Source organism: Streptomyces sp. NPDC059373, assembly GCF_042751495.1.
Lineage (GTDB): Bacteria > Actinomycetota > Actinomycetes > Streptomycetales > Streptomycetaceae > Actinacidiphila.
On the sequence record NZ_JBHYXC010000063.1, the window covers coordinates 19,432 to 29,172 of the forward strand.

Annotated in this window: 7 protein-coding genes and 2 pseudogenes; 3 read left to right on the forward strand and 6 right to left on the reverse strand. The window is 67.4% G+C overall.

The features are described 5' to 3' along the window. Positions 1-8: 8 nt before the first annotated feature. The 4 genes and pseudogenes from ACFXJ5_RS38895 to ACFXJ5_RS38910 form a co-directional block, all read right to left on the reverse strand. Positions 9-1,532: a flavin-containing monooxygenase gene (locus tag ACFXJ5_RS38895; protein ID WP_384642465.1), complete on the reverse strand. Its 1,524-nt coding sequence runs from the start codon at positions 1,530-1,532 to the stop codon at positions 9-11. Between the two features lie 730 nt (positions 1,533-2,262). Then, positions 2,263-2,493: pseudogene (locus ACFXJ5_RS38900) on the reverse strand (transposase); the annotation flags it as partial. Between the two features lie 338 nt (positions 2,494-2,831). Beyond that, positions 2,832-4,055 (reverse strand): group II intron reverse transcriptase/maturase, encoded by a 1,224-nt coding sequence (gene ltrA, locus ACFXJ5_RS38905; RefSeq protein WP_384642468.1) that lies wholly within the window; start codon positions 4,053-4,055, stop codon positions 2,832-2,834. A gap of 512 nt (positions 4,056-4,567) precedes the next feature. Continuing rightward, complete coding sequence (locus tag ACFXJ5_RS38910) at positions 4,568-4,798, reverse strand: transposase (RefSeq protein ID WP_384642487.1); 231 nt, start codon at positions 4,796-4,798, stop codon at positions 4,568-4,570. 341 nt (positions 4,799-5,139) lie between these two features. Here ACFXJ5_RS38910 and ACFXJ5_RS38915 point away from each other — a divergent pair, with 341 nt between their 5' ends. After that, complete coding sequence (locus ACFXJ5_RS38915) at positions 5,140-6,210, forward strand: phage baseplate protein (RefSeq protein WP_384642471.1); 1,071 nt, start codon at positions 5,140-5,142, stop codon at positions 6,208-6,210. Positions 6,211-6,748: 538 nt separating this feature from the next. On the opposite strand, the gene ACFXJ5_RS38920 is transcribed toward ACFXJ5_RS38915, so the two are convergent. Further along, on the reverse strand, positions 6,749-6,850 hold the full coding sequence (locus ACFXJ5_RS38920) for a hypothetical protein (protein WP_384642474.1): 102 nt from the start codon (positions 6,848-6,850) through the stop codon (positions 6,749-6,751). A gap of 119 nt (positions 6,851-6,969) precedes the next feature. Here ACFXJ5_RS38920 and ACFXJ5_RS38925 point away from each other — a divergent pair, with 119 nt between their 5' ends. Beyond that, entirely contained in the window at positions 6,970-7,677 is a 708-nt protein-coding gene (locus ACFXJ5_RS38925) for a class I SAM-dependent methyltransferase (RefSeq protein ID WP_384642476.1), read from the forward strand. 74 nt (positions 7,678-7,751) lie between these two features. After that, a pseudogene (locus ACFXJ5_RS38930) lies at positions 7,752-8,063 on the forward strand (IS3-like element ISMyma3 family transposase); the annotation flags it as partial. On the opposite strand, the gene ACFXJ5_RS38935 reads toward ACFXJ5_RS38930, so the two are convergent. Next, a complete protein-coding gene (locus ACFXJ5_RS38935) occupies positions 8,048-9,199 on the reverse strand; it encodes an IS30 family transposase (RefSeq protein WP_384642479.1) in 1,152 nt (383 codons plus the stop codon). The pseudogene ACFXJ5_RS38930 and the gene ACFXJ5_RS38935 sit on opposite strands and share 16 nt — an antisense overlap. Positions 9,200-9,741 lie beyond the last annotated feature (542 nt).

The window sequence follows — 9,741 nt, forward strand, 5'->3', positions numbered from 1 at the left end:
GCGCCGTGTCATGGCTGCTTTGCGTTCGCGGCTACTTCACGGTCCCCATGCTGCGGCCTTGCCTGAGCGGGCAGGGGAAGGGGCCAGGCCGGCGCGTCGAAGGTGTAGACATCGGCGTCGAATCGGCTCAGCCGGCGCACGAGCCGCCCGGTGGACCACGGCCAGGCGAAGACGTTCTGCCCGGTGGAGGTGAAGTAGTAGCTGGTGCAGCCGCCCGCGTTGTAGACCGTGGCCGCGAGCGCCTCCTGAAGGGCGGTGTTGTGCGCGGCCTGTGCGGCCGACCGGACGTCCAGGGCGTGGTGGCCGCCCTCGTCGAGGTGGGCCAAAGCGGCAATGAGGTACGTCAGCTGGGCTTCCAGGACCGTGATCGCGGAGGTGGAGCCGCCGAGCAGGTTGGGTCCCAGAAGCAGGAAGAGGTTGGGGAAGCCGCTCACGGTGGTGCCCATGTATGCCTGCGGTTCACCGCCCCATGCCTCGTCGAGTGTCAGGCCGTTCGTGCCGTACAGGGTCTTGGCCAGCGGCAGCTCAGCGACGCGGAAGCCCGTGGCCTCGATGAGCACGTCGGTCTTGACGGTGGTGCCGTCGGCGCCGACGACCTCGTTGCCGCGTACGGCGGTCACGGCGGTGGGATGCAGGCGGACGTGCTGCTGAGACAGGGCCCGGTAGAAGGTGCTGGACGTCAGCAGGCGCTTGCAGCCCAACCGGTAGTCCGGTGTCAGTTGCCGGCGTAGCTGCCGGTCGCGGACCGCGAGCCGCAGGTGTGCGCGGGCGCCCGCCTCGAGGAGGCGGGCGGCCTGAGGGTGGCGGAAGGCGTAGCCAAATCCCTCCTGAAGGGCGTACTGCCCGGCGCGCAGGGCGCCGCGCGCACCGGGGACGCGGTCCAGAAGCCGGTTGAACGCCGCGGGTACCGGCAGATCGGGCTTGGGCAGCACCCACTGGGCGGTGCGCTGGAAGAGGTCCACGGCCGCAGCCTGGGCTTCGATGGCCGGGACGATCTGGACGGCGGAGGCGCCGCTGCCCACCACGGTCACCCGCCGCCCGGCCAAGTCGACGCTGTGGTCCCACCGGGCGGTATGGAACACCGGACCGTTGAAGTCCTCGATCCCGGGGACCTCCAGGCGGCGCGGGACGTGCCACGGCCCGGTGGCCAGGACCAGTACCGCCGCGCTGTAGGGCCCGTCGCTGGTCTCCAGCAGCCAGCGGCCGGCTGCCCCATCCCACCGGGCTCCCAGCACCTGCACCCCGTAGCGCAGTACGTCACCGAGCCGGTACCGCTCGGCGGTCGCCCGCAGATAGGCAAGGATCTCCCGCTGCCCGGCGAAGACCCTGCTCCAGGCGGCATCCGGGGTGAAGGAGTAGCTGTAGAGCGTCGAGGGCACATCACAGGCGCAGCCCGGGTAGGTGTTCTCGCTCCAGGTGCCGCCGAGTTGCGTGCCCTTCTCCAGAACGAGCACATCGTCGAACCCTGCCTCGCGAAGCCGGACGGCGGCGCCGATCCCGGAGAACCCCGCTCCGACGACCACGGCCCGCACGTCTCTGACAGTCCGCGCACTCTGGGCCGGGATCACAGCAACGCTCCAGCCGGAAGGCCGACGCAAAGACCACGGCCCGCGCGCAGCTCTCGCGGAGCCGTTCGGCGGGCGCATCCCGAAGGGAACCCCGCTGCGCAGGCCGGCTTGGCCGCCCGTCGTGCGGCCCCTGCCACGGCCTGCCCACCCGGAACGGACAGCCACGCCGAGGTGTCCGGGTCCGGCTCGGTCACAGCGGTCAACGGCAGACCTGCCTGCATCAGTACCTTCTTCCCCTTGCTCCGGGTAGGTGCCGCCGGTCGGCGAGCCACCCGCAAACACATCCACGACGACGCCCAGCCCGGCGCGTGGTCCTCCGTGCGGCGTCGTCCGCGACCACGCCACTTCCGCCGAATCCGGTGGGCACGCCCCCTGATCGGGTGCTTGGACAGGGGACGCAGAGGACGTTCCACCGACGCCGCACACTGCATGATCCCGGACTGCTTACGCCTGCAGCGCACAGAACGCCGGCGCCTGATGACGGTGAAGAAACCTCACACGCTGGGGATTTGTTCAGCCCCGGCCGCCGAGAGCATCACTCGAACGAAGCACGAGGCAGGCGCAGGGCAGGCCCGCCGTACCGTGCGGCTGTCGGAATCGATCTGGGTCGGTAGCCACCGGGGGCGCTACCCCGTCTGGATCAAGGTCGTGCGCGGAGAGGGCACGTGGGAGCACACCGGCCGCACCTACCGCCCAGCGCGGCCCGCAGCGTCTCCCCGGCCAGTTCCAGGCGGCTGAGCATGCGGACCGCCGCGAGCACATGGGTGGCGTCGGTGCGCTGGCGGCCCCCGGCTTTGAGCAGCCCGGCCTCCACCAGCCGCTGCAGCATCGCCCGCAGCAGCCGGTCAGCGGCATCTCCTTCGGCCAGCCGGGCCCGGAATTCGCTGAGCACCGAGTAGTCGAATCCCGGGTCCTCCAGCTCTAGGCCGTGAAGTCGGCCCGGAGCGCGGTCCCGGCCTTTCGGCCGGGCCGTTTCTCCGGACCGCTTCCCGCACCCGCCGTGCGCCTCTCAACGCAACGGGCGCTCCACAAGCCCCGGCAGTTCCTTGAGGGCTGTCCTCATCCCGTGAGGCCATGGCGAGGGAATGACTGATCCACGGTAGCGATAGCGCGTGGTGTGCACTCTCGCCGGGCTGAACAGTTCCCGTTCCTCGCTGGCCGGCCACCACCCGCCACCGCAGAAGCGGCGGCGCAGGTCCTTCCAGTTCATCCGGGGGTGCTTGCGCCGAAGCCACCAGATCACCCGGCCCCAGACATACGAGCTCAGGTACTGGAAAACGGCGCTTGACACCCCGGCCGGAAGTAGGCGCACCAGCCCCGCAACATCCAGTTGAGACAGATGAGCAGGGTGTCGAAGGGCACGTCCGTGCCTGTTCTGCGGCACTGCGTCTTGACCTTGGCCATCACGGCCGCGAGGGCCTTGCGTGACGGATAGGTGTCGACGTAGTGCTTGTTGGTGCCTCGCTTGCGATGGCGCTGGATGCGCCAGCCAAGAAAATCGAGGCCCGCGTCGATATGGGTGACCAGCGTCTTTTCCGGCGACAGGCGCAAGCCCATCGTGGGGAGGACCTGGGCGGCCTCTTCCTTGAGCGCCTCCGCGTCGGCCTTGGTGCCCGACACGACCAGGCACCAGTCGTCCGCGTAACGGATCAGCCGGTAGTTCGGCAGTCCGCGACGGCGGCGTTTCTGGTGGTCGTTGAAGGTGCTCGCAGGACCTCCCGGGCCCCGGGCAACATGCTCGTCCAGGACGGAGAGGGCCACGTTGCTCAGCAACGGGGAGAGGATTGATCCCTGGGGGGTTCCAGCGCTGGTCTCCCTGAACTCCCGGTCCTCACCGAGGATCCCGGACTTCAAGAATGCCTTTACCAGGGCCAGGACGCGTTTGTCCGCGACGCGTGCGCGCACCCGGTCCATCAGGGCGGCGTGCGAGATCTCGTCGAAGCAGGCTTTGATGTCGCCCTCCACGATCCACTCGTAGGAGTGGGAGGTGAAGTGGCGGACCTCGGCCACCGCGTCGTGGGCCCGGTGATTCGGGCGGAACCCGTAGGAACACGGGAGGAAGTCCGCTTCGAACACCGGCTCGAGCACCAGCTTCAGGGACGCCTGCACCACCCGGTCCCTCACGGTCGCGATCCCCAGACGGCGCTGCTTGCCGCCCGCCTTGGGGATCATCCGTTCCCGGACCGGGAGCGGGCAGAAACTGCGGTCCTTGATCGAGGAACACATCCCGTCGAGGAAGTTCTCGACGCCCCGCACGGTCTCCACGTAGTAGGCGGTCTCGCCGTCCACTCCGGCCGTGCGGGCTCCCTTGCCGCCCCGCACCCGAACCCACGCGACCAGAAGGAACGCGGGGTCGGCAACGAGGTTGAACAGATCACTGAACCTGCGATGAGGATCCTCGCGGGCCCACCGGTGCAGCTTCGTATGGATCTCCAGTACCCGGCGCTCCGCCCTCATCAGGATGTACTCCAGCTCGTCGGTATTCACCAACGACACCTCCTGGTCTTCCACTCTTTCCGCTGCTGACTTGCTGTCCCCCTTCGCCATGTACGCGCCTCTCGCGCGCTCGGACTACTACGAGGGCTCCGCCACGATCCGCTGCCTCCAGCCGACGACGGGCCTGCCCGCCGCCCAGCTGGCTGCCGGGATTCAGGCGGCATCGGACCGCTTCCCACGTTCACCGCTAACCGGTTGTCGAGTGAGCCGCCCAGCTGTACCCCGGCAGCATCGCCATGCCTACGCCGCAGACCTTCAACATGGCCTCCGCGCCAGCGCACTTCACCAGCGGCGGAGTCGCGACCGCCGCGATTAGGCAGTCACGCGCACTGCACCCGGCCCAGATCCACCAGGTTCGAGCCGGTTCAAGTGTTACGAGGCTTCGGGCACTGGTTCCCCTCGTACAGCTTCTCGTCTCGCTTGCCGGGCCCGTACCGTCTGGCAGTACCAGTACGTCCCGTCGTTGTCAGGGCTGCTTGCCACCCTCCCGCGCGTCTCCGCGATCAGGCTGCCCTCAGCTTCACCAGCCTGCTGCGACAGACCAGCGGCGGGGGTCTTTCACCCCCGCCCGGAAATAGCGGCGCCTCGTGGCGCACCAGCGCGTACTTGAAGTCGATCCTGGTGCGCACCGCGTCTGCCGCGGCGCGATCCGACAGGTTCTCCGCGAACTGCAGCACCGACACCATCGCCAGCTGCCGCGGCGAGAACTCCGGACGGCCGTCGGCGGGATACAGGTCCGCGAACTCCTAGTCCTCGAACAGCACATCCAGCCGGTCCCGCACCAGCACAACGTCCTCACCGGAATCCGCTGGAAACTCCTCGGCCGTAACGACACCGCACCCACACCCCAGAACCCGAGGCCACCCCGCACTCCTCCAGCGGAGCACCCCGCCGCCCCACCGTCAGCACCGCACGCCAGATCACCAACAGAGAGGCCAGGGCTACGAAGGCCCAGCGCTGGCATCAGGTAGGAGAAGGCGAAGACACCCGCCGCCTCGACACCCAGCCCACGCACCTCTAGCCTCGCTTGTCTCACGTCGGGCACTCGCCCGGCGAAAACCGAGGGGGAAACCCGGTGCACGACGCGAGCTCCGCGAACGACCAGCAGGGACCGAACCGGCGCCAGATCCTTCGAACCGGGGCCAAAATCGCCGCCGCCACCACCATCGGCTCGGTGGCTCCGCTTTTGGCAGCGGGAACGGCGAACGCGACTGTGCCCTCGTCCAAACACTTCGTTCTGTCCGGCAACGGTGGCAACCCCATCTGGAGGGCCACCCTTCATCAGCCCTACTGGGCAATGCAGTCGTTCGCATACGACAACGTCAACGGCCGCATATACTTCGCGCAGCACAGAGTCGGCGACCTCGCCGATCACAACGGTGACCTGTGGATTTCCCAGACCGATCTTTCAGGGAACGTGCTGGCGGCGATGGCCATCCAGGGATTCGGGCACGGCTCGAACATGGCCGTGGAGCCCCGGGGGACGGGCGCGTCACCGTACCTGTGGATCGAGGGCGACGATTCCGACGACAACGGGACGGGCCAGAAGCTGGCCCGCTTCGAGTTCGTCGACGGGCTCACCCTCAAGTACTCCGCCCCGTCCATCACCATCTACGACCGCACGCCGACGATCTCCAGTTTCGCCAAGCTGCCCCGGCCCGCGATCGATCCCTACACCAACAGACTCCTCGTCCGCTATGCGACCAGCGACAGCGCGAGCCGGGTGTGGCGCATCGTGGTCTTCGACATGGCCGACGCGGTCGCCGGACGCCTCAGCGACAGCTACCGCCTGGTCGAGCGGGCGATCCCCAACAACGACGAACTCGGTCTCAGCAGCTCCGACCTGTTCCAGGGCATCACCCTGTGCGGGCAGTACGCATACCTGCTCTTCGGCGGTCCGGGCGGCAACTCCTATCTCGTCACCCTTGATCTGAACGACACGGGGGGTTCGTACTACGACAAATTCCAGACGACAGCCGGGCAGTCCCTGCCAGGCCGAGAACCGCAAGGGACAGCTATCTGGATGGCCTCGGGGGCGCCTCGGCTCGCCTTCGGCTTTTCGTCGAAGACTCTGGGGAATCCTGACTACCCCGACGACGACACTTTCGACGCCAGCATCTTCTACAAGAGCGATTTCGTCGCGTGAACCCGCCGGTTCCCGAAGCGCCGCAACCGATCGGCGCCCTCCCGGTCTGATCACCACCGCCGACAGGGCCCGCCGCGCAGGACCGGGACGACTGTCCGCGGGTCAACGTCCGGTTGGCGCGCTGGCTGCCTTCTGTGTGGTGGGGTCCGCGGCGGGCGGCATGCGGCCTTCAAAGTGGCAAGCAAAAGTGGGTGAGAAGGGCGGTTAGGGTCGTTCGCGGTCTGTCCCAAGAGACCGGTCGCCCTCCTCGGCTGCGGGCTGGTCTTGTTGGGCGCTGCATGCTGTGCGCTTGATCGAAGCAGTAGTTGGCGGCCTGATCGGTGTCGGAGCAGCGATTGTAGGTTCGTGGTCCGGGCGGTGGTTGTCCCGGCGACAGCAGCGGGGGTGTCGCCGGCGAGGAAGTAGGCGCGTGACAGGGAGACGGGGTCGACGTCGCCGGCGTCGACGAAGGCCATCATGTCGATCACCTTCATGCTCGGTAGCGGCAACTCCGCGAAGTCGGCGTCGGTGAGTACCGCGGTCCACCGGCATCGTCCTGTTAGCCGCGGGCGATGTCGGCGTAGGGGACTTCCTGGCCGCACTTCTCGCAGGTCCGCTTCATGCGGATGCGACCGCCGTCGTCGTCGTGGACCTTGCGCAAGGGCAGGTCGTGGTCCTGCGTCGCGGCGTGGACGTGGACGTGGATGCTGACCAGGTTGTGGCCGCCCTTCAGAATTGACCGTTGACCACTCCCTGGCGTGTGGAAGGGTGGCCAGCAGGATGGAAACGGATGAACGTAGGACGCGGGTCCGCGAGGTGCGCCGCCGGCTCGCGAAGCACGGTCCTCCGCGGACGCGGGACCGCGAGGCGGACTTCGAGACGGTCACGGTGCCCGAGGCCGAATGCGACCAGCTGCGCGACCTGCTGATCTCCGAGGGCGCGCAGACGGTTGTCGAGGTTGGTCTCGCCTATGCCAGTTCCGCGCTCGCGATCGGTGAAGCGCTAGTCACAGTCAGCCCGCCGCGTCCCCGGCACGTCATCATCGACCCGTTTCAAGAACGTGACTGGTCCAATGCCGGCTGGGATCTGCTGCGCTCTGCGGGACTGGACTCGATCGCCTCGCTCATGCTCGCTCCGTCGTCGATCGCGCTCCCGCAACTCATCACCGAAGGTCTCGCCGCCGATGCGGCATTCGTGGACGGCAGTCACCGGTTCCACGAAGTCTTCGTCGATCTCTACTTCCTGCGCAAGATCGTCCGGCCCGGGGGACTGATCGTCATTGACGACGCCTGGGCGTCGTCAGTGCGAACCGCCGTGCACTACTACGAGCGGAACCTGGGGTGGGCGGGGATTCCCGACGCCTTTCCCAGTAAAGCTTTGACGACGGTCGCCGCCGATCTCTGGGCTGAACCAGTGACTCGCTGCAAGGCGATTCGTTTGCCTGACCCCTCGTTCGAGCCGCCCTTCGGGGAGTTCCACGCATTCTGAGTGGGTGCGTTTCAACTCGCAGGGTGAACCGCCCCGGCTCGAATGGAGACTCGATTCCCTGAGAGGATCGAGTCATGGCACGTCCGTCCCCCTATCCTGCTGAGCTTCGTGAGCGTGCGGTGCGCATGGTCGCTGAGATCCGTCCCAACTACCCGACCGAGTGGGCCGCGATGAAGGCGGTCGCCGCGAAGCTGGGCATCGGCGCCGCAGAGACGGTGCGGACATGGGTCCGCAAATCCCAAGTCGACGCCGGCCAGCGGCCCGGCGTCACCTCCGAAGATGCCACGGAGATCAAGCGGCTCAAGGCCGAAAACGCCGGGCTTCGGCGGGCCAACGAGATCCTCAAGGCGGCGTCGGTGCAGTCAAACGGTCAGCGCAACAGGGCGGTGAGTCTATCGGCTGGGGTGTCGAATTCGAGGGTCTTGCGGGGGCGGGTGTTCAACCGCAGGGCGATGGTGTCCAGATCGGCCTGGGTGAGGTGGCCCATCCCGGTGCCCTTGGGCAGGTACTGGCGCAGGAGACGGTTGGTGTTCTCGTTGGTGCCGCGCTGCCAGGGGCTCTGGGGATCGGCGAAGTAGACGGCCAGGCCGGTCGCGGCGGTGACGTTCTTGTGGGCGGCCAGTTCCATGCCGCGGTCCCAGGTCAGTGACTTCCGCAGCCGGGCGGGCAGGTCCAGCATCTTTGCGGAGACCCTTGCGGTGACGGTGGTCGTGTCGCGGCCGTCGAGCTGGACCAGCACTGTGAAGCGGGTGGTGCGTTCGACCAGGGTCGCGACCTGGGTGACGCCACTGCCCATCACCAGGTCGCCTTCCCAGTGTCCGGGGACGGTGCGGTCGTCTGCCTCGGCGGGGCGCTCGTGGATCGGAACCGCGTCCTTGATCTGTGAACGCCACTGCCCGGTAATGGTGTTGTGAATACTGCGCCTGGTGGGGCGCCTCGAGCGCAGGTGCTGCTGGAGTTCCTTCGCGAGGACCTTGCGGGCCTGCATGAACAGGGACTTGTAGATGGTCTCGTGACTGATCCGCATCCCTGTGCTGGCCGGCTGCGTCTTGGCCAGGTGCCCGGCTATCTGCTGCGGCGACCAGTCCTCGGCCAGCTTCTCGGCGACCAGGGCGCGCAGGGGCTCGTTGGTGGCCAGCAGGCAGGGCTTGGACCGCCGGGCACGGTCCCAGGCGCGATCCTCCGCATCCACAGCCCGATAGTGCTCCGTCCCCTTATTGCGTGCGATTTCACGGCTAATGGTCGAGGCCGACCGCCCGAGAACACGGGCGATTGCGCGCATGGAGTCGCCCTGGGCCAGGCCACGGGAGATCGACTCGCGCTCGGTGCAGGTCAACGCGTCCGCACGACGCCGCCGAACGGCCGGGACATAGCCGCCGTTGGACTTCAGGATCGTGAAGATCGACCCCGGCGGCCTGCCAAGGGCGCGGGAGATCTCACTGATCGACTCGCCGGCCTTCCAGCGGTCCCACAACTCTCTCTTCTGCACGTCCGACATCCCCGGACGACCCAACCTCGCCATGCGCGCATCCTCCTGGCTTTGTACGTGAGAGCTGGTTCTGGCACGAGTTGTGTGAAGGATCTACGCAGCGTGACTGAGGCTATGAGGGCGTCAGATTTGATTTCCCGGGTGCCGGGCGTTCCAAGAGCTGATTATCGCTGCTCGCTGGTCGTCGAGAGTTACAACGTCTCCGGTGGGTGCGGGGGCGAAGATGTCGACTGTCTCAGTACCCTCGCTCCGGGGTTCCGAGTGGCGGACATACGCTTGCCGCCCGTTGGTAAATTGTCGGAGCTGTCCGGACGGGTGGACGTTGGGGCGGGCTCCCTGGCAGCACAAGAGGCGGCCATCAAGTTCGAGCTGTCGGCGGGCCTGGGAAAGGCAGTCAAGATAGTCGGTCCCGCTGAACTCCGTGCGTGAGTGAGCGTCGATGAGCGCGATGAGAGCGGTGGAGGGGTCGCTGAGGCAGATGGTTACTGACCTTGAATGCGTGATGTCGTCATGGTGGGGTGCGGACGAGTCCGGTTCCGGTGAGGCAGCCGTCGATTACGTCGCTGCGGTACTGG

Coding starts and splice junctions, on each gene's coding strand:
- ACFXJ5_RS38925 (WP_384642476.1), top strand. CDS start 6,970: ATGGAAACGGATGAACGTAGGACGCGGGTCCGCGAGGTGCGCCGCCGG.
- ACFXJ5_RS38935 (WP_384642479.1), bottom strand. CDS start 9,199: ATGGCGAGGTTGGGTCGTCCGGGGATGTCGGACGTGCAGAAGAGAGAG.